The organism is Actinoplanes regularis (assembly GCF_900188005.1).
Lineage (GTDB): Bacteria > Actinomycetota > Actinomycetes > Mycobacteriales > Micromonosporaceae > Actinoplanes > Actinoplanes regularis.
In genome coordinates, this window is the sequence record NZ_FZNR01000012.1 from 45,017 (window position 1) to 68,674 (window position 23,658).

Here is a 23,658-nt window from a genome sequence, read left to right on the forward strand (position 1 = left end):
CTCCGAAACAGTGTTTCCATTAGCGTGCTTCGATGGATTGCTGTCAAGGGGCGGTTCCCGGCCATTCGCGGGCCCGGAGGGGCCAAGCTGTCCGAGTGAGGAAAAGCATGATCCGCTGGGCGACGGTGGTCCGTCAGGCCCACGCCGCGGGTTTCCTCATCGGCCTGCTGGTGCTGGTGGTCAGCGTGTTCACCAGTGCGCTGACGGCCCGGGACAGGGAAGAGGCGGCGCAGGACTACGCGCTCGACCTTGCCCTCGGCGAGCAGGTCGCGGCGGTCAACAACTACTTCGGGCGGTCCCGGGCGATCGCCCAGGTCCTCGCCGACAACCCGGTCTTCGCCGACTTCCTGCAAGCGCCCGGGACCACCCGGGAGAAGATCGCCGCCGGCGGCCCGCTGCTCCAGCGGGTCGTCGACGCCCTGGCCTACCTGGAGCAGCTCTACCCGGGCCGGGTCGGAGAGGCGTGCTTCGCCGACATCGACGGTCAGCAGATCGTCCGGGTGGTCGACGGCGTGCCGGTCAAGGCCGCCGACCTGCGCAGGAACGAAGACGGGAGCTCCTACTTCGCCCCAACGCTCAAGCTCGGACCGCAACGGGTGTATCAGGCGAAAGCGTACGAATCACCGGACACCCACCAGCCGGTGATCTCGAACTCGATCGTCGTCGCGGCGAGCGGGCACGCCGGGATGGTGCACTTCGAGATCGCCCTGGACAGCTTCCGGATGCCGGCGACGACCGGCGGGCGCACCGCGTCGATCGTCGACGCCGGCACCGGCCGGGTCAAGGTCGACTCGCGGGCGGCGACCAGCGCCTCCGGGAACGACGTCCAGACATTCCAGCCCCTCGTCAAATCCGGCGATCTGGCCGGCATGATGACTCTCGGTGACCGCCGGGTGGCGTACCAACGGCTGCCGCCGACTCAGACCACCGCCAACGACTGGTACGTGGTGGTCTCCGAACCGGCGTACGGGCAGAGCTGGACCCGGGGATTCAGCGTCAACTCGATCGCCCTGCTGCTCGGCGCGCTGCTGACCATCCTGATCTCGGTCGTGAGCTGGCGCGGCCATCTGCGCTCGATCCGCCTGGCCGCCTCGCACGACCCGCTCACCGGCCTGCCGAACCGGGCCGAATTCGCCGAGCGGACGAACGCGGTCCTGCGGGGCGGCCGGCCCGCCGTCACGCTGATCATCAATCCGCGGGGCTTCCGGAACGTCAACGACGTGCTCGGGTACCAGCACGGCGACCAACTGCTCACCCAGGTCGCCCGGCGGCTGTCGGAGGCCGTGCCGGACGGCGCCACGGTCGCCCGGATCGGCGGCGCCGACGACTTCGCCGTACTGCTGCCCGGCGCGGACCTGGCCGAAGGCCGCGCCGCGGCCGAAACCCTCCTGGCCGTGCTGCACCGTACGTTCCTGATCGACGACCTGCACGTCGACGTCGAGGCCAACGCCGGGCTGGCCGTCGCCCCCGAGCACGGCACCGACGCCGAGACCCTGCTGCGGCACGCCGACGCTGCCCTGCACCTGGCCAAGGAGCAGGCCACCGGGGTCCAGCGGTACGACGCGGCGAACGACACGAACACCGCCGACCGGCTGGAACTGCTCGGCGACCTGCGCCGCGCGATCGGCGCCGACGACCAGTTGTCGCTGCAGTACCAGCCGAAGATCTCCCTGGCCACCGGCCGGGTCACCGGTGCCGAGGCACTGATCCGATGGCAGCACCCGACCCGGGGCCGGATGGCACCGGACCGGTTCATCCCGATGGCCGAGTCGACCAGCCTGATCCGCCCGCTCACCAGCCACGTGCTGGAGATGGCGGTGTGCCAGGCGAAGAAGTGGGCGGACCGCGGCACACCGATCCCGGTAGCGGTCAACGTCTCCACCCGCTGCCTGCTCGACCCGGGTTTCGCCGCACAGGTCTTCGGCCTGCTGTACCGCACCGGGCTGCCGGCCTCGCTGCTGCGACTGGAGATCACCGAGAGCGCGGCGATGGCCGACCCGGACCGGGCGCTGACCATGCTGCGGGCGCTGCACGACGGCGGCATCGGTCTGTCGGTCGACGACTTCGGCACCGGGCACTCGTCGATGACGTACCTGCAACATCTGCCGGTCGACGAGTTGAAGATCGACAAATCGTTCGTGCAGGCGATGACGGACAGCCACGGCGACGCGGTGCTGGTGCGGACCGCGATCACGCTCGCGCACAACCTCGGCCTGTCGGTGGTGGCCGAGGGCGTCGAGGACGATGCCACCGTCGCCGCGCTGCGCGAGCTGGGCTGCGACGTCGCGCAGGGCTACCGCTTCGCCCGGCCGCTGTCGACCACCGACTTCGACCTGTGGCTCGCCGACTACCGGGCCGGCCACACCGTGGGCGCCGCTCCCCGGCAAATCTGACACTTCCCGCGAACGTACCCACCATGCACGATGGATTCCATGGCGGTGATCTGCGTCGATGAGCTGGCCTCCGACGGCGGTGTCGTCACGATCCGGCCCCCCGGGCCCGCCGACCGCCCGGCACTGGACACCCTGCGATTCCTCATCGCCCCCGGCGGCGACCGCCTGACCCTGGTCGCCCACGACGGGCCGGACCTGGTCGGCGCGGCGGCCTGCGCCCGCCTCGGCCACGGCGGCCGGACAGCGGAGTTCGCGTCCTTCATCGCCGACGAGCATCACGGCCGGGGCATCGGCACGCTGCTGATGGAGCACCTCGCCGCCCGGGCCCGGCGGGCCGGCATCACCGAGCTCATCGGTGACGTTCCGGACCGCGCCGAGCAGCTGCGCCCGCTGCTGGCACCCCGCTCGATCGTGGTGATCGGTGCCGGGCCGCGCCACGGCGGCGCCGGCCACGAGACCCTGCGGGCGCTACGTGACTACGGTTTCGACGGCCGGCTGCACGCGGTCAATCCCGCCGGCCGCCCGGTCTGCGGCGTCCCCGCCCACCGCGGCGTGTCCGATCTCCCGGAGGCCGCCGACCTGGCGGTGATCGCGGTGCGCGCCGATCTCGTGCCGGCCGCGCTCAAGGAGGCCGGCCAGTGCGGCGTGCGCAGCGCGATCGTACTCAGCAAGGGGTTCGGCACCAACGGCCCGGTGAGCCGGCAGCGCCGCGCCGAGATCCTGCAGATCGCCCGTGAGCAGGGCCTGCGGCTGCTCGGTCCGAGCAGCATCGGCGTGATCAGCACCGACCCGCGAAACCGGCTCAACGCCTGCCTGTCGCCGGCCCGGCCACCGGTCGGTGGCCTCGCGGTCGCCTCGGACTCGGGCGCGGTCGGCATCGCCCTGCTGGCGGACGCGGCCCGGGGCGGCTGCGGCATCTCGAACTTCGTGTCCCTCGGTGAGAAGCTCGACATCGACGAGAACGATCTGATCGCACACTGGTACGACGACCCGGCCACCCGGGCGGTCGCGCTCTCCCTCGAGTCGATCCGCGACCCGGAACGGTTCGCCCGTGTCGTCCAGGCGCTCGGCCGCCGAAAACCGGTCCTGGCGGTCACCCGGGCCGGCGCGCTGCTGGAACAGGCCGGCGTGATCTGCGCGACGAGCATCGGCGAGATGCTGGACGCCGCGCGGATGCTGATCGGGCAGCCACCGCCGCCCGGCTCGCGGATGGCGATCGTCGGCAACGGCGGCGGCCTCACCGCGATCGCCGCCGACACCGCCGAGGCCGCCGGTTTCACCTTGCTGCCGCTGACCTCCCAGACCCGCCGGCAGGTGCCCCGGTCCCGGGACAATCCGGTGGACCTGGGCATCGACGCCGGTCCGGAGACGATCGCGAGCGCCGCCGAGACGGTCGCCAACAGCGGCGAGGTGGACGCGCTGCTACTGATGATCGTGGGGACCCGCGCCAACTGTCCGATCGCGATCATGACGGCGCTCGGCAAGGTCGTCGACAACCACCCCGACATCGCCATCGCGGCGGTGCTGACCGGCGGAAACGACGGCATCCTGACGTTCGGCGCACGCAGCGCACCGGTCTATCCCGAGGCGGAGCGGGCCGTCCGGGCCCTGGCCCACGCCCACCGGTACGCGGTGTGGCGGCGCCGCGCCCGCCGCCCCCGGAACCGCCTCCGCTGACCGCCGGAAGCCGGGCGTGGAACCTTTTCACCGTGGCGGGGACTGGTTAGCGTTCGAACCCATGACCAAGGCTCTCGTTCTCGGCGGCGGTGGTGTCACCGGCATCGCCTGGCATCTCGGACTGCTCTGCGGCCTGCGGCGCGCCGGCGTCCCGATCGGTGACGCGGACACCATCGTCGGCACGTCGGCCGGCGCGGTCGTCGGCACCCTCCTGGCCACCGGCGTCGACCTGGAGGCCGCGGTGGCCGCCCAGGAGCAGCAGATCGACGCCACGCCGCCGCGGCCCGCCGGCACCACCGGGCGCCTCGCCCGCCTCGCCGTCCTGATGGACACGTCGATCCCCGCGCAGCAGGCCCGCGCCAAGGTCGGCACGATGGCGCTGGCCGCCGCCACCCAGGACGAGCCGAGCTGGCTCGCCCGGATCGGCACGCTGCTGCCGGTGACCGAATGGCCCGCCCGGGACCTGCGACTGGTCGTCGTGGACACCGCCGACGGGCGCGACGTGGTACTCGACGCCGCGTCGGGCGCACCGCTGCTCAGCGCCGTCGCGGCGAGCTGCGCGGTTCCGGGCCTGATGCCGCCGGTGACGATCGACGGCCGGCGCTACATGGACGGTGGCGTGCGCCTCGGCGCCGGCGCCGACCTCGCCGCCGGCGCGGACCGGCTGGTGGTGGTCGCGCCGATGGCGATGCTGAGCCGCGACCGGATCGTCGAGGAGATGGCGGCGACCGGCGCCGCCAGGACCCTGCTGATCGAGCCGGACCAGGCCTCGCTGGAGGCGTTCGGGCCGAATTTCATGGACCGGTCGAGGCGTCCGGCGTCGGTCCGCGCCGGCCTGCGGCAGGGTGAGGAGCTCGCGTCAGCCGTACGCGAGGTCTGGTCCGCCTGAAGCGGCGGGGTGCCGGTCGGCGAGCAGCAGTTCCACGGCGGCGCGACCGGGCCCGGTCCCGACGATCGACTCGCGGATGACGACGTGGATGGAGCGGACCGGGGTCGGGCGGACCACCGGGACGACCGTCACCCCGGGAGGCGGCTGCTCGGCTCCGAGCGAGGGCATCATGGTGACTCCGATCCCGGCCGCGACGAAGGCGAGCGCTGACCGGCAGTCGTGCGCCTCGACGCGGAACGCGGGCCGGAAGCCGACCGCGGCGCACGCGTCGAGCCCGATCTGCCGGCAGCGCCCCTGGACGGCGTCGTAGTCGATCCAGCGCTCCTGCTCCAACTCGGCGAGCTCGATCTCGGCCCGGCCCGCGAGGGGGTGCGGGTCGGGCAGGACCGCCACGTACGGATCGTCGCGCAGATGCCGGGTGATGAAGCCCGGCCGGGCCGGGATCTCGTCACCGGCCACGAACAGCTGGAGGTCGGGGCGTTCCTCCAGGCGTTCCGGCGGCTCGTCGCTCAGTCGCAGGTCGAGCCGGACCCCGGGGTACGCCCGGAGCAGCCCGTCCACCAGGGCCGGCATCCAGACGATGCCGGCCGACGGGAAGTAGACGATCGACAGCGAGCCGGTGCGCCCGGAGCGCAGGTCGGCGACGAGCGCCTCGGCCGCACCGACCCGGGCCAGCACCTCGTCGGCCTCGGCGGCGAGGGTCCGGCCGGCGGAGGTGGGGCGCAGCCCCCGGCCGGACCGTTCGAGCAGGGTCAGGCCGGTCTCGCGTTGCAGGGCGGCGAGGTGCTGGCTGATCGCGGACGGGGTGTAGCCCAGGTTGGCGGCCGCCGCGTGCACCGAGCCGCTGGCGACGACCGACCGGAAGACGCGCAGGCGATGCAGGTCCAGCATGGCCTGACTGTACAGCAACACTGAACAGTGCTCAGGAATCGTCAAACATGGCTACATGGAAAGGCGCAACGCCTGAAGCGCCGCGCCTTTCCGTAGCTACGGTCGTTCGAAGATGAAGATGCTGTGGCCGACATCGCCGACCTGCCGACTGGTTCTCAGCAGCTCGTCCATCGCCGGTTGCGCGACGGCCCCGTCCACGCCGGCGGGGCGGCAGAGCGAGAGCAGGCACGTGGCGGAGACCGCGATCACGCCATGCACCTGGTCGACCGGGGACTTGAGCGGGTTCGCCTGCCGGATGCCGTAGTACTTGGGCACGCCACGACCCCGATAGAGCAGCCACACCCGGCGGCCGGGATATTTCTCGTCGAGGTAGCCGGAGAGCCGCTGCAGGTCCTGGCCCCAGTCCACATTCGAGTCGCTGAGCTGGCGATAGGTCTGGCTCGTCCCGCCGAAGGCCTCGTTGGAGTAGGGCAGGTAGTACGGGAAGGTCCGCACCGAGCTGACCACGACGGCGAGCACGAGCAGGGCGGCGACCCCGCGCACCCAGCGGTTGCGGTAGATGGCGACGGCCGCCGCGGCGACGGCGAGGATCACCGGCACGAACAGGACGTACCGCACGCCGTAGCTGCGGGCGTTGGTCATCGCCACGCCCAGCAGCGCCAGGGTGGGCACCAGGACGTACGGGGCGGCGGCCCGGACCCGCCGATTGGCCAGCATGGCCACCGCGCCGATCAGCCAGAGGGCGAGCATCCCGAGCGGTTCCTTGATCAGCAGCGCGGCCGGCATGTAGAACCACACGCCCTCGGGATACCGATGGCCGAACACGTAGGCGCTGTAGCTGTCGTCCTCGAGGCCGAACTGGAAGCGCATGCCGTCGCGGTACGACTCGGGCAGCGGCAGCCAGTCGATCACCTGCCCGGTGAAGCCGCCGATCACCGGCAGGTCCGGCGGGGTGGTCCAGCGCAGGTGCGGGTCGACGATCAGGTAGGTGACCCAGACGACACCGAACGCGATCACGAGAACCCCGGCGGCGGCCCCCGCGCCGGCGCCGAGCAGGGCGACAGGCCGGGCCCGCCCGAGCCGGCGGGCCTTGCCCGCGTGCCACACCGAGAGCATGACCAGCAGCGCCGCGATCGGCAGGGCGGGCAATGCGCTCATCTTGCTCGCCAGCGCGGCGCCGAGGGCGATGCCGGCGAACGGCAGGCAGAGGTACGGCCGGCCGCGCGCGTTCCACAGCAGCCAGAGCGTCGTCAACAGGAAGCCCACGGTCGGCATGTCGACGCCGCCCAGGGAGCCGAAGGTGATGACATCCGGGGAGAACGTGTAGAGAGCGAGCGCGACCAGGCCGCCGTACGGCCCGGCCAGGTCCCGCCCGAACAGGAAGACGACCAGCCCGAACAGCAGGGTCAGGCCGATCATCGGCAGGCGGGCCAGCAGCAGCAGGTGCTGGGCGTCGTTGCCCCGCTCGTAGAGCACCTGGCGCCCGAGCGTCCACTGGTCGCCCTGGAAGGCCGGGTCGGTGTGGATGTCGGCGAAGCTCAAGCCGGCGGCCATGGCCAGCTTGGTCAGCGGCGGGTGCTCGTAGTTGTACGTCAGGGTGTGGTCGCGCAGGTACATGGCGGCGGTGCCGACATAGACCGTCTCGTCGACGGTCACCGACTGCTGCCGCGCCGTGATGATCATCACCGCGGCCATCTGGGCGAGCAGTCCGGCAACCATCAGCGCGACGATCGCCGGCAGCCACCGCCGCCAGCGGCCTGCTGGCGGCCGTTCCTCTGCGCCGCCGCCGGCCCGGCTGGGCTGAGTCGGCAGATCGGCTGTGACCGGCGAAGACGCGGATTCGGTAGTGGGCTCAGAACTATCAACATCAGTTGCACGCCGGTTCATGGACACCTGGCGATCGTGTGGGCAAAACCGGCGCTCATGGGCGGCCAGTGTAACGAGCCCGATTCACGATCACCCCTGAGGGAGGACCGGTGGACCGAGCGGGCCCACCGGTCCTCCGGCGCTCAGCCGAGAGCGTTCAGGAACGGCTTGTGGCTGTTCTTGAACTCCCAGCCGTAGTACTTGTCCCAGTTGATCGACCAGGTCATCAGGCCACGGAAGTTCGGGTTCGTGCCACTACGCGGGGCGTAACTTCCGCAGCTCACGCCCTTGACCAGGCAGTTCACCGCCTCCTGGACGGCGGCCGGGGCGACGTAGCCGTTGCCGGCGCTGACCGAGCTCGGGGCGCCGAAGGCGATCTGGTCCTCGCGCAGGGCGGGGAACATGTTCGCGGTGTTGCCCGCGACCGGGAAGCCGGCCAGCATCATGTCGGTCATCGCGATGTGGAAGTCCGCTCCACCCATCGAGTGGTACTGGTTGTCCAGACCCATGATCGAGCCGGAGTTGTAGTCCTGGACGTGCAGCACCGTCAGGTCGCCACGCAGCGCGTAGATGACCGGGAGGTAGGAGCCGGCGCGCGGGTCCTGGCCGCCCCACGGCCCGGAGCCGTAGTACTGGTAGCCGAGCTGGACGAAGAACGTCTCCGGGGCCATCGTCAGCACGAATCCGGCGCCGTACCGCGCCTTGAGCGACTTCACGGCGCTGATCAGGTTGACGATCACCGGGGTGGTCGGGTTCTTGAAGTCGGTGTCGCCGGTGTTGAGTGACAGCGAGTGACCCTCGAAGTCGATGTCGACGCCGTCCAGGCCGTACTTGTCGATGATCGCGCTGACCGAGCTGACGAACCTGTCCCGCGCCGCGGTGGTGGTCAGCTGCACCTGGCCGTTGGCGCCGCCGATGGAGAGCAGCACCTTCTTGCCGGCCGTGCGCTTGGCCCGGATCGCGGCGATGAACTCGGCCTCGGACTCGACGCCGGGGCACTCCGTGGCCGGGCAGAGCCGGAACTGGATGTCTCCGGAGGTGGCGCTGGTCGGCTCGCCGAAGGCCAGGTTGATGATGTCCCACTCGGCGGGGACGTCGGCCATCCGGAGGTAGCCGGAGCCGTTGGCGAAGCTGGCGTGCAGGTAGCCGACGAGCGCGTGCTTGGGCAGCCCGCCGGCCGGAATCGGGGTGGTCGGCGAGGTGGTCGGGGATGAGGTCGGGGAGGTGGACGGCGACGGTGACGCGGAGGGCGACGTCGACGGCGAGGTGGACGGCGACGGGTTCGTGGTGCCGCCACAGGCGCCGTTGTTGACCCAGACGTCCCATTGGCCGCTCTTGAGGACCGGGTCCTCGCCCTGGGTCCACCACTTGGCGGTGTAGTTGTTGCCGCCCTTGGAGGCGACGTTGTCCTTGACGTAGACGGCGGTGGAACTCCAGGCCGGGGCGCACGCCACCGCCGCGCTCGCGGTGGCCGCGACATAGACGGTTGAGCATGCAGCGGCCAGGGCGGCCACGGCCGCCAGGATGACGGATCGACGCATGCGCAATTATTAGGACTGTTAACTGAAGTTGTAAAGAGTTACGCGCCGCCGAAACGTCAAGGCCGCCGGCGCTCGCGGACGATCGCTCGCACTTCGCTCGCGAACAGCCAGAGGACATAGCCGCCGGCCACCGGGGCGACCCAGACGCGCCATCCCCCGTCGCGGATGGCGTCGGGCAACAGGAGCACGGTGAGGACCAGCATGAACACCGGTTGAGCGAGCCTGCCCACGATGCCGCGCCTCTTCGCCGCCGCCGGCTCAGCAGCCCTCTGGTCCACCATGCCCGCATTCTGCCGCATCGAGGTCGCCGGGTGCCGCCCCGGATGGCCGGTCCGTCCCCGGACGTCCACATCTCGAGCCCCCGGCACCCTCCCAGATCATCGACGCTCTGGATCAGGCGGGTTGCCGAAAAGGTTCGGCTCGCCCTCAACTACTTGCGGCTCGGGACGATTCATACTCCGTGCAGCGAGTGAATGCGTGGTGGTGGTGGGTGGCGGCCGGGGTGGCCGCCACCGTCGTCTACTACCTGCTGCCCGAGGACGGGCTCGCGGCCAACCTGTTCTACAACGCGGTCGGTCTGCTCTCCGCGCTGGCGATCCTGATCGGGGTCCGCCTGCACCGGCCGGCCCGGCCCGCGGCCTGGTACTGGTTCAGCGCCGGGCAGGCGGCCTCGGCCGTCGGCGACCTGGTCTGGGAGTACTACCAGTACGTGCTGCACCAGGAGCCGGACCCGTCCATCGCCGACGTGTTCTACCTGGGCAGCTACCCGCTGCTGGCGGTCGGCCTGTGGATGCTGATCCGCGGCCACCGGGAGCGCGCGGCGCTCGCCGACGCCACCATGGCCGGAGCCGGCCTTGGCCTGGCCTTCTGGATCTTCGTGCTGCACCCGATCGCGGCTGAGCACGCCTCCTCCCCGCTGGCGTGGCTGATCAGCACCGCCTACCCGGCGTGCGACGCGCTCCTGCTGGCCATGCTGGCCCGGTTGCTGATGGCCCGCGGCGGCACGCGCAGCACCCGGATGCTGGCCATGGCCACCCTGCTGCTGCTGGTCGCGGACGCCGCCTACTCGATAATCACACTGCACAGCGACTCCGACGGCGAACAGTTCGCGGCGGGCTGGCTGCTCTCCTACACGCTGTGGGCGGCCGCCGCACTGCACCCGTCGATGGCGGCGTCGGCCGAACCCGTCGAGTCCCGGGCGGCACGGCTCGGACGGTCGCAGATCGCTCTGCTCACCGGCTGCGCGATGCTGTCACCGGCGATGCTGTTCCTGCCGCACGTCGGGGACAACACGGTCGACCGGGTCGCGATCGGGGCCAGCTCGGCAGTGCTCCTGGTGCTGGCGGCGGCCCGGGCGCGCGGCCTGATGCGACAGGTGCAGGAGCACTCCGCCGAGCTGCGGCAGATCGCACTGCACGACGACCTGACCGGGCTGCCGAACCGGCGGCACTTCGAGCACTCCCTGGCGGAGGCCGCACGCACCGGCCGGGCCCGGATGGCCTTCCTCGGCCTGGACGACTTCAAGAACGTCAACGACGAGCTCGGGCGCCCGGTCGGTGACCTGGTGCTCACCACGCTTGCCGGCCGGATCAGCCGGGCGGCGCCCGGCGTTCTGGTGTCACGGCTCGGCGGCGACGAGTTCGCGCTGCTGCTGCCCGCCGGCGACGAGGGCGACCGGGTCGTCGAGGGGCTCGTCGCGGTGCTGTGCGCGCCGGTCGAGGCGGGCGGCCACGAGCTGCTCGTGGGCGCGAGCATCGGACTGGCCGAGGCCGCCGACCCGGTGGAGGCGCTGCGCCGCGCGGAGGTCTCGATGCACGCGGCCAAGGAGACCGGGGAGCCGTACCGGTCCTGGTCGCCGGCGCTCGACGAGCGGGCCGGCGAGCACGCCCGGCTCGGCGCGGAGCTGCAGGCCGCGCTGCACGCCGGCCACTTCCAGGTGGTCTACCAGCCGATCGTCGCGGTGCCGGGCGGCCGCACGGTAGCGGTCGAGGCGCTGGTCCGCTGGCAGCACCCGCAGCGCGGCACGATCAGCCCGGCCATGTTCATCCCGGTGGCCGAGCGCAACGGCCTGATCGTCGACCTCGGCGCCTGGGTGCTGCGCACCGCCTGTGAGCAGCTGGTCGGGTGGCGTGCCGAGCTCGGCCCGGACGCGCCGGAGCGAGTCAGCGTCAACGTGTCCGCCCGCCAGCTCGCCCGGCCGCAGTTCCCGGCCACGGTGGCCGAGATCCTGGCCACCACCGGACTGCCGCCGCAGTGCCTGACCGTCGAGGTCACCGAGACCGCGGTCTTCGGCGGCGGCCAGGCCGTGACCGCCCTGCACGAGCTGCGCGCCCTCGGCGTGTCGATCGCGCTGGACGACTTCGGCACCGGACACTCGTCGCTCGGGCTGCTGCACACCGTCCCGGTCGACGTCCTCAAGGTCGACAAGTCGTTCGTCGACAACATCACCGAGGCGGGCCGGCACGCCGTGATCGCCCAGGCGTTGATCCAGGTCAGCGAGGGGCTGGGGCTGAAGGCGGTGGCGGAGGGGGTGGAGACCGCGGAGCAGGCCGACGTCCTGTACGGCCTGGGCTACCGGCTGCTGCAGGGCTATCACTTCGGCCGGCCCACGGCCACGCCGGAGTTCAGCCGGGCCATCTATCCTCTCGGCGCCTGACGATCCGGCCCGTCAGGCAAAATCGGCCGCGTGGTCGGCGGCCCACTGGGCGAAAGTACGCGCGGGACGCCCCGACACCGACGCGACGTCGTCGGTCACCGGCTCGGGATGCTCCACCATCGCGGCCCAGCCGGCCAGCGCCGCATCCGCGAACGCGGGGCTGCCCAGCGCCGCGACCAGCATCGGTCGCACCGCCGGAGCGGGCACCTCCTGCCAGCGCAGCTCCCGGCCGATCACCTCGCCGATGATGCGCACCTGCTCGGCCTGGGTGACCGTCTCCGGGCCGCTGAGCACGTACGTCTGCTTGTCGTGCCGGTCCTCGGTCAGGGCCGCCACCGCCACCGCCGCGATGTCGTCCTCGTGCACCATGGAGCGAGCGGCCGCGCCGTACGGCCAGCGCACCACGCCCTCGGCTCGGATCGAAGCGGCCCAGCCCAGCGCGTTCGTCGCGATTCCGGTGGGGCGCAGCATCGTCCAGGGCAGGCCGGACGCGGTGACGGCGCGCTCCACCACAGCCCAGAACGAGTCCGGGTCGGCCTCGGCAGAGGCGGCCGACACGTACACGACCCGGGGCGAACCGGCGTCGGCGAGCACGGCCGCCACGCGCGGGGCGAGCTCGGCTGTCACGGCCGGGTCGACGAACGGCCAGATCAGGAACACCGCCGTGACACCGTGCAGGTGCGGGCGCAGGGTCTCCGGGTCGGCCAGGTCCGCGGCCACCACCTCGACACCTGCCGGATGCCGCACGCGATCAGGGTCTCGAGTGACGGCGCGTACGCCGTGGCCCGCAACCGCCAGCCGCTCCACCACACGCCGCCCGACGTTTCCCGTCGCACCGGTAACCAGGATCATGGTCTCCTCCGAGGAATCTTGGGAAAGTCGACGAGACCGACCGTAAAACCTCAACACTCGTTTAAGTCAACCTCCGGTGGCGACTCCCGTGCGCGGTGCGACCTACGAATGAGCACTCAGGTCTGGGCCGCGACGGCGATCGCGCGCGCCCGCGCCCGGCTGAGATCGGCCGTCAGCGGGCGGTGACGTGGGCGACGGCCAGGTCGCCGATGGTGCGGCGCAGGTGGTCGCGGAGTGCCGGGTCGAGCAGATCGCGGCCGAAGATGGCGCGGAACGTGTAGCGGTTGGCGCCCCGGAAGACACAGAACGCGCTGATGATCATGTGGACGTCCAGGGCGTCCAGGTCCTCGCGGAAGACGCCGGCGGCCCGGCCCCGCTCCATGATGCGGGCCAGGACCTCCAGCGCGGGAGCGGCCAGCACCTCACGGGACTCCGACCGCTGCAGGTGCTGGGCGTAGTGAATGTTCTCGATCGCCACCAGGCGTACGAAATCCTGATGGGACTCGTGGTGATCGAAGGTGAGCTCGGCCAGCTGGCGCAGCGCCTCGACGGGCTCGAGATGGTCGACGTCGAGCTGCTGCTCCAGGGAGCGGATGTGCCGGTACGCCTGCTCCAGGACCGCCAGGAACAGGCCCTCCTTGCCACCGAAGTAGTAGTAGATCATCCGCTTGGTGGTCCGGGTCTTGGCCGCGATCTCGTCCACCCGCGCGCCGGCGTAGCCCTGATCGGCGAACTCCCGCGTCGCCACCTCCATGATCTCGGCGCGTGTGCGCTCCGGGTCCCGCACGCGCTCCTTCGCCGCCGGAGATGGCATGCGCGTCCTTTCTCCTCGTCCGATCGGGAACAACTCTATGCGAGGTCAGAGACCCAGATAGATCCGCCGCACCCGGGGGTCGTGCCGCAGCCGCTCCGACGTACCGGTCATCGCCACCTCCCCGTTCTCCACGACCAGGCAGCTGCTGGTCGCCTCGAAGGTGAGCTTCGCGTTCTGCTCGACCAGCAGCAGGCTCAGTCCCTCGGCCCGCAGGCGCAGCAGGACCGCGAGGATGTCCTCGACCAGCTTCGGCGACAGGCCCATCGACGGCTCGTCGAGCAGCAGCAGCCGGGGACGCGACATCAGCGCGCGGCCGATCGCGAGCATCTGCTGCTGCCCGCCGGAGAGCGCGCCGGCGAGCCGCCCCCGCATCTCGCCGAGCACCGGGAACAGCTCGTAGACCTGGTCAAGGGTGGCTCTCGTCTCCGCGTTCCACTTGCGGGCGTAGGCGCCCAGGAGCAGGTTCTTGTCGACCGGGAGTCCGGCGAAGACGTGCCGCCCCTCGGGGACGTAGCCGATACCGTGGCGGACCATGTCGCGGGCGGCGACGCCGCTCAGGTCGACGTCGCCGAACCGCAGCGCACCGACCCTGCGCGGGACGAGGCCCATGATCGCTTTGAGGGCCGAGGTCTTCCCGGCACCATTGGCGCCGATCACGCCGATCGCGTCGCCGGCCGGAACCTCGAATCCCAGATCGCGTACGGCGCAGACGCCCCCGTAGTGGACCGTCAGCCCCCGCACGGTCAGGGTCCGCCCGGTCGTGGCCGGCGCCCGGGAGACCGCGGTCATCGCGTCACCTCCGAGATCGGTGGCAGGTCGCCCGCGGTCATCGAGTCGCCGAGGTACGCCTCGATCACCGCGGGCGTCCGCGCCACCTCGGCCGGCGTCCCGTCCGCGATGATCCGCCCGCCGGCCAGCACGGTCACCCGCTCGCAGAGCGTCATGACCAGTCCCATGTTGTGCTCGATGATGATCACCGTGATCCCGCTGTCCCGGATCGACCGGACGATCTCCGCGAGCTGCCGCACCTCCTCGCCGTTGAGCCCGGCGGCCGGCTCGTCGAGCAGCAGCAGCGCCGGCCCGGCGGCGACCGCCCGGGCGATCTCGACCCGGCGCTGGATGCCGTAGGGCAGCGACTTCGGGGCCAGCGCGGCGAACTCGGCGAGCCCGTACCGGTCGAGCACGTCCCGGGCGTGCCGGTGCAGTTCCCGGTCACGGCGCAGCACGCTGATCGGGCGCAGCAGGTAGCGCCAGCTCTCCCAGGTCCGGCTCCGGTCCCGGGCGACCAGGATGTTCTCCTCGACGGTCAGGTCGCCGAAGAGCCGCAGGTTCTGGAACGTGCGGGACAGGCCGGCGCGGGCCAGCCGGTACGGCGCGTCGCCGGTCCGGTCCGCGTCGCGGAAGCGCACCCGGCCACGGGTCGGTTTGTAGAGCCCGCTGATCACGTTGAACAGCGTGGTCTTGCCGGATCCGTTGGGGCCGACGACGCCCCGGATCTCCCCGGCCGCGACGGTCAGCGACACGTCGTCGAGCGCTTTCAGGCCGCGGAACTGTTTGGTCACCCGGTCGACCTGGAGGATGGTCTCGCCGTCGCGGCGGGACGGCTCCGGATCGTACGGCTGGAAGGGTTTCAATCGCGCGGCAGCGCCCTGTCGCCCACGGCGGCGGGCGACGGCCGAGCGGACCCGGACCGGCAGCCCGGCCAGACCGGTGGGGGCGAAGACCACGACGAGCACGACGACCGAGCCGTACGCGATCTGCGCGATCTGTGGATGATCGACGAGCGCCTCGCGGACCAGGGCGAGTCCGACCGCGCCGACCACGCAGCCGACCAGGCTCTGCCGCCCGCCGATGATGACCATGCCGAGCAGCAGGAACATGTTGGCGATGTTGAACGACTCCGGGGCCACGTAGCGGATCAGCCCCGCGTAGAGCACGCCGCCCAGCCCGCCGTACACGCTGGCCAGCAGGAACGCGGCCATCCGCAGCACCGGCACCTCGGCGCCGAGCGAGCCGGCGGCGAGGGCGTCGTCGCGCATCGCGCGCATCCGGCGGCCCAGGCTGGTCCGGACGACGAAGAGGCCGAAGGCGAGCAGGATCGCGAAGACGATCAGCTCCAGGTAGTAGTAGAGGTATTCGCTGGAGAGGTCGACGCCCGGCAGCTCCGGCACCGGGATGCCGGAGATGCCCTCGGCACCGCCGCTGGCCTGCGCGTTGGTGACCCAGCTGGTGAAGGCGAGCGCCAGACCGAGCGTGACGATGCCCAGGTAGTGCGACTGCACGCGCAGCGCGGGAACGCCGATGACCAGGCCGATCACGACGGTGGCCAGGACCGCGAGGACCGCCGCGACCCAGAAGCCGAGGCCGGCCCGGGTGGTGAGGATGGCGGTGACGTAGGCGCCGACGCCGAAGACCGCGACCTGCGCGAGGTTGACCTGACCGGCGATGCCCATGGCCAGGCCCAGCCCGATCGCCAGGATGGCGAAGATCAGGATGACGTCTACGACGTGGATGGCGTACGAGTCGAGGCCGTACGGCAGCAGCCAGGCCGCCACCGCCCCGGCAGCCAGCAGGAGTCTCGTTCTCATGCCGTCACCTCCGCCGTGCTCCGGCGCCGACCTGAGTTGACGACTGAGCCAACCGATTCGCTCATGCGCGGTTCACCGTCCGCTCGCCGAAGACGCCGGTCGGGCGCACCATGATGATCACCGTGAAGACGATGAAGGTGACCAGCTCGGAGTAGCCCTGGAAGTGCCCGGCGGTGAAGGAGTCGAGGACGCCGATGGCCAGGCCGCCGACGATCGCGCCGGGGATGCTGCCGAAGCCGCCGAGGATGGCCGCGGCGAAGCCCTTGATGCCGAGCGCCCCGCCGAGCGCCGGGCTGACGTAGAGCAGCGGGCCGACCAGGCCACCGGCCAGCGCGGCGAGGCCGGCACCGATCATGAAGGCGATCGCGTTGCTGCGGCCGACGTGGATGCCGACCGCGGTGGCCGCCTCGTGGTCCATGGCGACGGCCTGCATGGCGGCGCCCCGTTTGGTGCGGGACAGGAAGAGCACGAGCAGGACCGTGGCGGCCGCCGCGATGGCGAGCACGACCAGGTCGTAGGTGCGGATCCGTAGTCCGAGAAGGTCGATCGGCTCGGTCTGCACCGGCGACGGGACGGCCCGGCCGGTGGCGCCCCAGATCGCGATGACCAGCGCGTCCAGGACGATGCCGAACCCGATCGTGCCGATCAGCATCAGGTCGAAGTCGCGGTTCTCCAGCGGCCGCAGGACCCGTTCGATGACCAGGCCGATCGCCCCGGTCACGGCGATGGCGATCACCATGGCCAGGGCGAACGGCAGTTTGCTCGTCAGATAGAAGGTGGAGGCGAGGTAGGCGCCGACGGTCACCACGTTGCCGTGGGCGAAGTTGACCAGGCCCATGGTCCGGTAGACGAGGGAGAATCCCAGCGCCACCAGCGCGTAGACGGCGCCGAGGCTCACCCCGCCGATGATCGTCTGGAGGAAGACCTGCATTGCTGTTCAGCCCGTGACCGCGACGAGCTTGCCGTTCTGGATGGTGCCGATCGAGGTGGCGAAGATGCCGACGCCGGTCTGGTCGTAGGCGAAGTCACCCAGCAACCCCTGGTACTTCGTACCGCGGATGGCGTCGGCGAGGGCCTTGCCGGTGGCCACGTTGCTGCTCTTCAGGGCGGTGAGCAGGATCTGCGTGCCGTCGTACGCCTTGGCGCCGTGCAGTTCGGCGTCCTCGTTGTATTTCGCCTTGTACGCGGCGGCGAACTTCTTCGACGCGTCGCTGACGTCGTTGCTCAGGTACGGCGAGCTGACGATGGTCTTCTCGGCGTTCTTCGCCCCGGCGGTGTCCAGGAAGACCGGGGTGCCCTGCGGCGCCGCGCCGGCGAACGGGACGGTGATGCCGAGGTCCCGGGCCTGCTTGACGATCAGGCCGGACTCGACCTCCTCGGCCCCGACGAAGATCACCTGCGGGTTCTTCTGCCGGATGCCGGTGAGCACGGCGGAGAAGTCCTTCTGGTCGGTGGTGACCACCTGGTCGGCGACCGGGACGACGTTGCGGCTGCTCAGCGCCTTGAGGAAGGCGTCGTGCTCGCCCTTGCCGTAGGAGCCGTTGTTGGTGATCATCGCGATGCTCTTGAGGCCCTGCTTGTCCACGATGTACTTGGCGAGGGTCTCGTCGTAGGTGGTGCTGGTCGGCCCGTTCAGGAACAGGAACTCGGAGCCGGCCGCGACCAGGCCGGGCGACTGGCCGGAGGTGATGTTCGGGATCTCGGCCTGTTTGAGGATGGGCGCCATCGCGATGGTCACCGCACTCTCCGCGGTCCCGATCATGGCGATGTGGCCCTCGCTATCGATCTTGCGGGCCAGGGTGGTGCCGGTGGTCGGGTCGCCCTGGTCGTCGAAGACGTCGAGCTGGATCTGGCGGCCGTTGACGCCGCCGGCGGCGTTCCACTCGTCGACGGCGAGCCGGGCGCCCTTGAGCTCCCAGGCGCCGAGCGAGCTGAGCTGCCCGCTCTGCGCGTCGACCAGGGCGATCTTGATCGGGCCGGAGCCGGACTTGGCGTCGTCGTCGTTGGCGCCGGGCGCGCTGCAGCCGGCGCTCGCGGCGAGGAGAAGCAGGGGGATTATGGCGGTGGCGCGAAGTCGGGGCACGTTCGTCTCACCTCTCTATTCGAATACACCTTGGTAGATGTCCTTGATGTTCCAATGGCCCGGAGTGGGTACCGGTTCGTTGACCATCGGGACGTCGATGACGGCCGGGCGGCGGCGCCGGACCGCGGTCTGGAGGGCGACGGCGAGGTCGCCGGGGGCGGTGACGTCGTAGCCGTCCAGGCCGCAGGCCCGGCCGAGGGCGGCGAAGTCGGGGCTGTACGGGTTCCCGTCCGGATCGGTGAAGTCGCAGCCGTACCCGCTGCCGAAGAAGCCGGCCTGCAGGTCGGAGATGGTCCCGTGGGCCCGGTTGTTCATCACCAGGAAGATCACCGGCAGTCCCCGCTCGACGGCCATCGGCAGCGCCGCCAGCTGCGCGCTCATCCCGCCGTCGCCGATCAGCGCGACCACCACCCGGTCGGGCTCGGCGAGCTGCACGCCGAGCGCGGCCGCCGGGCCGAAGCCCATGGTGGACGCGCCGCCCGGGGTGATGAAGCGGCCGCCCGCCGGCAGCGGGTAGCACTGGGCGACGCCGTTCTTGTTCCACCCGACGTCGGTGACCAGCACCGCGTCGCCGGGCAGATGCGCGCGCACGTCCGCGAGGATCCGCTCGGGACGCAGCGGGAACCGGTCACTGCGACCGCGCTCGGCGCTGTCGGCGAAGAGTTTTGTCCGGGCGGCCACGATCCGCTCGCGCAGGCCGTCCCGGGACGTGCCCTCGGGTCGCAGCCGGCGGGCCGCGTCGAGAAGCTGCTCGGCGGCGCGGGCCGCGTCGGCGACCGCGCCGATCTCGACCGGATAGTTGCGGCCGATCTCGGCGGGGTCGATGTCGATCTGGATCAGCCGGCTCGGCGGGAAGCGCCAGGTGTGCTCGGAGTCCCAGGAGCTGGCGTCGGTCTCGGCGAACCGGGTCGCGATCGCCAGGACCAGGTCGGCGTCGCGGGTGTAGGCGTTGGTCTCCGCCGACCCCCAGAATCCCGGCAGGCCCAGCAGCAGGGGGTGGTCGTCGGGCAGGGTGCCCTTGGCCATCAGCGAATGGGCGACCGGGATGTCGAGGTGCTCGGCCAGCTCCTGGAGGTGTTTCTCGCCGCGCAGGCCGCCGCCGAGGTAGATCAGCGGCCGCTCGGCGGCGAGCAGCGCCGCCGCGATCCGTTCCGCGTCGGCCGTCGACAGGCCGGGGCGGGTCACCGCCCGCGGCAGCGGGAACGTCCCGGCCCGCGCCGGCCGGTTGAAGAGGTCCATCGGCACGTTGAGCAGCACCGCGCCGGGCCGGGCGCTGGTCGCGGTCCAGAACGCCCGCTCGGTGAACCGGGGCAGGTCCTCAACGCGGTGCACGTGCCAGGCGCGTTTCACGAACGGCCGGTAGATCGCCGTCTGGTCCGCGTCCGCGTGCAGGTTGACCTCTTGGTGCGGGTGCCGGCCGGACAGGTAGGAGGGGATGTCGCCGGAGATCGCCACCAGCGGGACCGAGTCCATCGCGGCGGTGGCCACCCCGGTGACCGCGTTCATCATTCCCGGGCCGACGTGCAGCAGGACGACCCCGGGCCGGCCGGTGGCGCGGGCGAATCCGTCCGCGGCGTGCGCGGCGGTCTGCTCGTGGCGGGCGATGACGAACTCGATGTCGCTGCGGCCGATCGCGTCGAGCAGGGCGATGTTGGTGTGCCCGCAGGTGCCGAAGATCTTCGTCACCCCGTACGCGGTGAGCTGCTCCACGAGGGCCTCGGCGCCGGTGCGCTCGGACATCACTGCTCTCCCCAGATCGACAGGCCCCGGATCAGGAGCGTCTTGATCACCGTGTAGTCCTCGACCATGCAGCGCGGCGACTCACGGCCGAAGCCGGAGTCCTTGACCCCGCCGAACGGGACGTGGTCGAGGCGGAAGTTCGACGAGCCGTTCACCACCAGGCCGCCCACCTCGAGCTCGCGCCAGGCGGTGAGGATCCGCTCGAGGTCGCGGGTGAAGATGCCGGCCTGCAGTCCGAACCGGCTGGTGTTGCAGGTCCGCAGGACCGATCCGAAGCTGTCGTACGGCAGGACGGCGACCAGCGCGCCGAAGACCTCCCGGGTGACCACGTCGGCATCGGCTCGCGGTCCGGCCACCACGGTCGGCGCCAGGGTCGCGCCGTCCCGGGTCCCGCCCACGGTGATCCGGGCGCCACCACCGGCCGCCTCGGTCGCCCAGTTCAGCACCCGCGCGGCGGCCCGCTCGTCCACCATCGAGCCGACATCGGTCCCCGGGTCCAGCGGGTCACCGACCCGCAGGGCCGCGACCTCCTTGGTGAGCAGATCGACGAAGGTGTCGAAGCATTCCCGCGCCACGTAGACACGCTGCACGGAGATGCAGCTCTGCCCGGAGTTGGTGTAACCGGTGCGGGCGCAGACCCGCGCGGCCTCGGCCAGGTCGGCGTCCTCGCAGACGATGGTCGCCGCGTTCCCGCCGAGCTCCAGGACCAGCCGCTTGGCACCGGCCGCCCGGGCCACCGCGGCCCCGGTCTCGGCGCTGCCGGTGAAGCTGATGACGGCGACCTCCGGTGCAGCGCACAACGCCGCGCCCACGTCGCCGCCGCCGTGCAGCAATTGGACGGACTCCTCCGGGGCGCCGGCCTCGAGCAGGAGCGCGACCAGTGCGGCCGACACCGCGGGCGCCTGCGGCGGCGCCTTGACGACGGTGCTGTTGCCGGCCGCGAAGGACGCGCCGAGCTTGTGCGCGAGCAGGTTGGCCGGCGCGTTGAACGGGGTGATCGCCAGGGCGACCCCGGCCGGCGCGCGATAGGTCAGCGCGGTGTTGCCGACGCCGCGCGCCCAGCCGGCCACCGGCAGCAGGTCGCCGCCGATCCGCCGGGCCTCGGCCGCGCAGACGTGCAGGGTGTCGGCGACCCGGTCCAGTTCGCCACGGCCGTCCTTGACCGGCTTGCCGAGCTCCAGGGCGAGCAGCCGGGCGAACTCCTCGCGCCGGTCGGCGGCGAGGACCGCGGCGCGCTCCAGGACCGTGGCCCGGGTGGCCGGGGACAGCCGCGCCACGGTGCGGGCGCCGGCCCTGGCGTACTCGGCGGCGAGCCGCACGTCGGCGCGCTCGGCGACCCGGGCGCGGCTGACCACCGCTCGGGTGTACGGGCCGACACGCTCGGCCGCGGGACCGTCGCTGAGCCAAATACCTGCGAGCAGGGACGGCGCCGCGACGACGGTGCCGGGTGGGGTGTCGAGGATGGCGGACAGCATCGAGACCTCCAGAGGGTCCGCTACACGGACCACAAATGGCTTTCTGGACCACTGTGTGGACTCCGGTGTAACGTACGGTTGGCCGCGAGGCGAAGGCAATAGGCGGACGTCGAAAAGTTACGCAGCGATGACGTGCGCGTTGGGGCGGCAGAATCGCAGGAGTCGGTTGTGCCCGAACCAAGCAAAGGGAAGTGAAGTACGTGACCACCGAGTCCGCAGACGGCCAGGGGGTGCGCAGCATCCAGCGCGCCCTGGACATCCTCTCGCTGCTCAGCGAGGAGCGTCCGCTCATCGCCGTGCGCGACATCGTCGCGGCCACCGGCCTGGCCAAGACCACCGTGATCCGGATCGTGCAGACCCTGGAACAGAGCGGCCTGCTCTGGGCGACCAGCTCCGGATACATGGCGGGGCCGGGGCTGTGGCGGTGGGCGCACCTGGCCCGCCGGGGCTGGGAGCTGCCGCCGGAGACGCAGCGACTGATGCGTGAGCTCGCTTCGCGGGAGCGGGAGACGGTCAACGTCTACGTGGTACGGGACATCGTGCGGGTCTGCATCGCCCAGCAGGAGTCCCCGCAGCCGCTGCGGCACGTCGTCCATGTCGGTGACGAGCTGCCGCTGTGGGCCGGCGCGTCCGCCAAGATCCTGCTGCGCAACGCCTCCCCCGCCCTGCTGGAGCGGGTCGCCCGCTCCTCGCCGTACGGAGAGGGCCACGTGCGCCGGATGCTGGAGTGGATCGACGAGGCGTCCGAGGCCGGTTTCGCGGTCAGCCACGGCGAGCGGGACACCGGGCTGTCCGCGGTGGCCGTGCCGATCCTCGGCCGCGCCGGCACGGTCGTCGCGGCCCTGACGCTCAGTGGCCCCACGGTCCGCTTCACCGACGACCGGGTCGCCGAGTTCGCCAAGGCGCTGGGCGCCGCCGCGGACCATCTGAACGAACGGGGTTTCGATCACCCCCTGTTCTGAGACACGACGGGAGAACCAGGCATGCCCGACCGGCCGCTGGAGGGCGTACGCGTCCTCGATCTCACCAACGTCCTCGCCGGCCCCTACTGCACCTACCAGCTCGCGCTGCTGGGCGCCGAGGTGGTCAAGATCGAGATTCCCGGCCGCGGTGACCTGGCGCGGCGGCTGGGGCCGGATCCGGAGCTGAACCGGGCTCAGCTGGGCGCCTCCTTCCTGGCCCAGAACGCCGGGAAGAAGTCCGTCGAACTGGACCTCAAACAACCGGAGGGGAAGGATCTCTTCACCGACCTCGTCCGGCACGCCGATGTGCTGGTGGAGAACTACCGGGCCGGCGTGCTGGCGCGCATCGGCTTCCCGTGGGAGCGGCTGTCCGGCCTCAACCCGGCGCTGATCTACTGCGCGATCAGCGGGTTCGGCCAGACCGGTCCGATGAGCCGGGCCCCGGCGTACGACCAGATCATCCAGGGGCTGTCCGGGATGATGTCGGTGACCGGGACTCCGGAGACCGCGCCCGTGCGGGTCGGCTTCCCGGTCGCCGACACGGTCGGCGGGCTCAGCGCGGCCCTGGCCGTGACCGCGGCGCTGGCCGGGCGGCAGCGCGACGGGCGGGGCCGGTTCCTGGACGTGTCCATGCTGGAGGCGTCGCTCTCCGCAATGGGCTGGGCCGTCTCCAACTACGTGGTCAGCGGTGTCGAGCCGGAACCGATGGGCGACCAGAACGCGACCGCGGCGCCCTCCGGCACGTTCACCGCGCTCGACGGCCCGCTCAACATCGCGGCGAACCGGCAGGAGCAGTTCGAGACGCTGTGCCGCCTGGTGGGCCGGGAGGAGCTGATCACGCATCCCCGGTTCGCGGGCCGCGAGTCGCGCAAGGCGCACCGCTCGGAGCTGAACGAACTGCTCAACGCGGCGCTGTCGGCACGCCCGGCGGCCGAGTGGGAGCGGGTGCTGTCGGCCGCCGGCGTGCCCGCGGCGCGGATCCTGACGGTGGCACAGGCGGTCGCGGGCGAGCAGGTCGCGCAGCGCGACTTCTTCGCCGAACTGCCCTTCCCGGCCGCGCTGAACAGGGAGGACACGCTGCGGGTGATGGGCAGCGGCGTCCTGTTCGACGGCGAGCAGCCCGCGCCGGTGACCGGCCCGCCGGCGCTCGGCGAGCACAACGACGAGCTGCCGGCCCTGCTGAAACGCTGGTCCCGCCGCTGAGACGTCGCCGCTTCCGATGCGACAGGCG

18 protein-coding genes are annotated in these 23,658 nt (G+C 71.5%); 6 read left to right on the forward strand and 12 right to left on the reverse strand.

Going from position 1 to position 23,658, the window contains the following annotated elements; genetic code table 11:
- Positions 1 to 95: 95 nt before the first annotated feature.
- From CHC09_RS27680 to CHC09_RS27690, 3 genes are all read left to right on the forward strand, one after another.
- Complete coding sequence (locus CHC09_RS27680; protein WP_239138533.1) at positions 96 to 2,393, forward strand: putative bifunctional diguanylate cyclase/phosphodiesterase; 2,298 nt, start codon at positions 96 to 98, stop codon at positions 2,391 to 2,393.
- Positions 2,394 to 2,432: 39 nt separating this feature from the next.
- Positions 2,433 to 4,070: a GNAT family N-acetyltransferase gene (locus CHC09_RS27685; protein WP_179277308.1), complete on the forward strand. Its 1,638-nt coding sequence runs from the start codon at positions 2,433 to 2,435 to the stop codon at positions 4,068 to 4,070.
- 61 nt (positions 4,071 to 4,131) lie between these two features.
- Entirely contained in the window at positions 4,132 to 4,959 is an 828-nt protein-coding gene (locus CHC09_RS27690; protein ID WP_089296152.1) for a patatin-like phospholipase family protein, read from the forward strand.
- Here the strand turns inward: CHC09_RS27690 and CHC09_RS27695 are convergent.
- From CHC09_RS27695 to CHC09_RS27710, 4 genes are all read right to left on the reverse strand, one after another.
- Positions 4,930 to 5,850: a LysR family transcriptional regulator gene (locus tag CHC09_RS27695; RefSeq protein ID WP_089296320.1), complete on the reverse strand. Its 921-nt coding sequence runs from the start codon at positions 5,848 to 5,850 to the stop codon at positions 4,930 to 4,932. The genes CHC09_RS27690 and CHC09_RS27695 overlap by 30 nt on opposite strands.
- 96 nt (positions 5,851 to 5,946) lie before the next feature.
- Positions 5,947 to 7,569: a glycosyltransferase family 39 protein gene (locus CHC09_RS27700; RefSeq protein ID WP_179277309.1), complete on the reverse strand. Its 1,623-nt coding sequence runs from the start codon at positions 7,567 to 7,569 to the stop codon at positions 5,947 to 5,949.
- Positions 7,570 to 7,859: 290 nt separating this feature from the next.
- Positions 7,860 to 9,257: a chitinase gene (locus tag CHC09_RS27705; RefSeq protein WP_089296154.1), complete on the reverse strand. Its 1,398-nt coding sequence runs from the start codon at positions 9,255 to 9,257 to the stop codon at positions 7,860 to 7,862.
- Positions 9,258 to 9,313: 56 nt separating this feature from the next.
- On the reverse strand, positions 9,314 to 9,538 hold the full coding sequence (locus CHC09_RS27710; protein WP_143232601.1) for a hypothetical protein: 225 nt from the start codon (positions 9,536 to 9,538) through the stop codon (positions 9,314 to 9,316).
- A gap of 179 nt (positions 9,539 to 9,717) precedes the next feature.
- Here CHC09_RS27710 and CHC09_RS27715 point away from each other — a divergent pair, with 179 nt between their 5' ends.
- Positions 9,718 to 11,913: a putative bifunctional diguanylate cyclase/phosphodiesterase gene (locus CHC09_RS27715; RefSeq protein ID WP_089296156.1), complete on the forward strand. Its 2,196-nt coding sequence runs from the start codon at positions 9,718 to 9,720 to the stop codon at positions 11,911 to 11,913.
- Positions 11,914 to 11,925: 12 nt separating this feature from the next.
- Here the strand turns inward: CHC09_RS27715 and CHC09_RS27720 are convergent, their stop codons facing one another.
- The 8 genes from CHC09_RS27720 to CHC09_RS27755 form a co-directional block, all read right to left on the reverse strand.
- Positions 11,926 to 12,765: an SDR family oxidoreductase gene (locus tag CHC09_RS27720; protein ID WP_089296157.1), complete on the reverse strand. Its 840-nt coding sequence runs from the start codon at positions 12,763 to 12,765 to the stop codon at positions 11,926 to 11,928.
- 172 nt (positions 12,766 to 12,937) lie between these two features.
- Positions 12,938 to 13,579 (reverse strand): TetR/AcrR family transcriptional regulator, encoded by a 642-nt coding sequence (locus CHC09_RS27725; RefSeq protein ID WP_089296158.1) that lies wholly within the window; start codon positions 13,577 to 13,579, stop codon positions 12,938 to 12,940.
- Between the two features lie 45 nt (positions 13,580 to 13,624).
- Positions 13,625 to 14,368 (reverse strand): ABC transporter ATP-binding protein, encoded by a 744-nt coding sequence (locus CHC09_RS27730; protein WP_089296159.1) that lies wholly within the window; start codon positions 14,366 to 14,368, stop codon positions 13,625 to 13,627.
- Positions 14,365 to 16,167, reverse strand: coding sequence for a branched-chain amino acid ABC transporter ATP-binding protein/permease (locus tag CHC09_RS27735; protein WP_089296160.1), 1,803 nt, complete (start codon positions 16,165 to 16,167; stop codon positions 14,365 to 14,367). Before CHC09_RS27735 ends, CHC09_RS27730 begins: the two co-directional genes overlap by 4 nt.
- 61 nt (positions 16,168 to 16,228) lie before the next feature.
- Positions 16,229 to 17,098 (reverse strand): branched-chain amino acid ABC transporter permease, encoded by an 870-nt coding sequence (locus CHC09_RS27740; RefSeq protein ID WP_089296161.1) that lies wholly within the window; start codon positions 17,096 to 17,098, stop codon positions 16,229 to 16,231.
- Between the two features lie 6 nt (positions 17,099 to 17,104).
- Positions 17,105 to 18,250, reverse strand: coding sequence for an ABC transporter substrate-binding protein (locus CHC09_RS27745; RefSeq protein ID WP_089296162.1), 1,146 nt, complete (start codon positions 18,248 to 18,250; stop codon positions 17,105 to 17,107).
- 15 nt (positions 18,251 to 18,265) lie between these two features.
- Positions 18,266 to 19,990 (reverse strand): thiamine pyrophosphate-binding protein, encoded by a 1,725-nt coding sequence (locus CHC09_RS27750; RefSeq protein WP_089296163.1) that lies wholly within the window; start codon positions 19,988 to 19,990, stop codon positions 18,266 to 18,268.
- A complete protein-coding gene (locus CHC09_RS27755) occupies positions 19,990 to 21,465 on the reverse strand; it encodes an aldehyde dehydrogenase family protein (protein WP_089296164.1) in 1,476 nt (491 codons plus the stop codon). The genes CHC09_RS27750 and CHC09_RS27755 overlap by 1 nt, the downstream gene beginning before the upstream one ends.
- 191 nt (positions 21,466 to 21,656) lie before the next feature.
- On the opposite strand from CHC09_RS27755, the gene CHC09_RS27760 reads away from it, so the two are divergent.
- Both CHC09_RS27760 and CHC09_RS27765 read left to right on the forward strand, forming a co-directional pair.
- Complete coding sequence (locus CHC09_RS27760) at positions 21,657 to 22,427, forward strand: IclR family transcriptional regulator (RefSeq protein WP_239138532.1); 771 nt, start codon at positions 21,657 to 21,659, stop codon at positions 22,425 to 22,427.
- 21 nt (positions 22,428 to 22,448) lie between these two features.
- Positions 22,449 to 23,630: a CaiB/BaiF CoA transferase family protein gene (locus tag CHC09_RS27765; RefSeq protein ID WP_089296165.1), complete on the forward strand. Its 1,182-nt coding sequence runs from the start codon at positions 22,449 to 22,451 to the stop codon at positions 23,628 to 23,630.
- The last annotated feature ends 28 nt before the right edge of the window (positions 23,631 to 23,658 follow it).

What these genes read in the sequence shown, in the direction of transcription:
- CHC09_RS27720 (WP_089296157.1), bottom strand. Translation starts at nt 12,765, where the DNA reads ATGATCCTGGTTACCGGTGCGACGGGAAACGTCGGGCGGCGTGTGGTG.
- CHC09_RS27765 (WP_089296165.1), top strand. Translation starts at nt 22,449, where the DNA reads ATGCCCGACCGGCCGCTGGAGGGCGTACGCGTCCTCGATCTCACCAAC.
- CHC09_RS27735 (WP_089296160.1), bottom strand. Translation starts at nt 16,167, where the DNA reads ATGAGAACGAGACTCCTGCTGGCTGCCGGGGCGGTGGCGGCCTGGCTG.
- CHC09_RS27700 (WP_179277309.1), bottom strand. Translation starts at nt 7,569, where the DNA reads ATGGTTGCCGGACTGCTCGCCCAGATGGCCGCGGTGATGATCATCACG.
- CHC09_RS27710 (WP_143232601.1), bottom strand. Translation starts at nt 9,538, where the DNA reads ATGGTGGACCAGAGGGCTGCTGAGCCGGCGGCGGCGAAGAGGCGCGGC.
- CHC09_RS27730 (WP_089296159.1), bottom strand. Translation starts at nt 14,368, where the DNA reads ATGACCGCGGTCTCCCGGGCGCCGGCCACGACCGGGCGGACCCTGACC.
- CHC09_RS27725 (WP_089296158.1), bottom strand. Translation starts at nt 13,579, where the DNA reads ATGCCATCTCCGGCGGCGAAGGAGCGCGTGCGGGACCCGGAGCGCACA.
- CHC09_RS27705 (WP_089296154.1), bottom strand. Translation starts at nt 9,257, where the DNA reads ATGCGTCGATCCGTCATCCTGGCGGCCGTGGCCGCCCTGGCCGCTGCA.
- CHC09_RS27690 (WP_089296152.1), top strand. Translation starts at nt 4,132, where the DNA reads ATGACCAAGGCTCTCGTTCTCGGCGGCGGTGGTGTCACCGGCATCGCC.
- CHC09_RS27755 (WP_089296164.1), bottom strand. Translation starts at nt 21,465, where the DNA reads ATGCTGTCCGCCATCCTCGACACCCCACCCGGCACCGTCGTCGCGGCG.
- CHC09_RS27695 (WP_089296320.1), bottom strand. Translation starts at nt 5,850, where the DNA reads ATGCTGGACCTGCATCGCCTGCGCGTCTTCCGGTCGGTCGTCGCCAGC.
- CHC09_RS27750 (WP_089296163.1), bottom strand. Translation starts at nt 19,990, where the DNA reads ATGTCCGAGCGCACCGGCGCCGAGGCCCTCGTGGAGCAGCTCACCGCG.
- CHC09_RS27685 (WP_179277308.1), top strand. Translation starts at nt 2,433, where the DNA reads ATGGCGGTGATCTGCGTCGATGAGCTGGCCTCCGACGGCGGTGTCGTC.
- CHC09_RS27740 (WP_089296161.1), bottom strand. Translation starts at nt 17,098, where the DNA reads ATGCAGGTCTTCCTCCAGACGATCATCGGCGGGGTGAGCCTCGGCGCC.